The 488-nt window shown below is 70.3% G+C and carries 1 protein-coding gene; it reads right to left on the bottom strand.

The features are described 5' to 3' along the window. The coding region (gene mihF, locus ACMX2H_RS18980) for an integration host factor, actinobacterial type (RefSeq protein WP_414962838.1) at positions 1–207 on the bottom strand (207 nt) is incomplete at its 3' end. Positions 208–488 lie beyond the last annotated feature (281 nt).

Consider the following 488-nt stretch of genomic DNA (forward strand, 5'->3'; position numbering starts at 1 on the left):
CTCACCGATGCCCGGCAACGACTCGAGCAGTTCGGCGACCCGCAGTCGGCCGATCGACTCCATCGACGCGGCAGCCTCGATCACCTCGGCGACGGTCATCGCACCGGACTTCACCTTGGCCTTGATTTCCGCGCGGTCGGCGCGGGCTGCCGTCGCCTTCAGCCGGGCGGCCGTGCGCTCGCTCTCCGTCAGCGGTCGAAGACCCACAGCTCCTCCAGACAATCCGGCCCTCGGACATGCGGGCCCGGCGGGCACATTTTGGGCGTTAACTGAACTTACCAGAAGCGCACCGCTCCGGCTCGGGGCCGGAGCGGTGAGACGGGGCCGGAGCGGTAGCCAAGGCCGTTGGAAGGGATCTGCGCCGCCGACCGAGTGCCCGGGCGGAAAAGCGGTAGCCAGGCCTGGCTCAGGACCTGGCTACCGCGGCCGACCTTCAGCCGGAGAAGGCTGCCAGGCCCGCCAGCGTCCGTTCGGTCGCTGCGCGCAGG

The organism is Arthrobacter sulfonylureivorans, assembly GCF_047607445.1.
Taxonomy (GTDB): Bacteria; Actinomycetota; Actinomycetes; order Actinomycetales; family Micrococcaceae; genus Crystallibacter; species Crystallibacter sulfonylureivorans_A.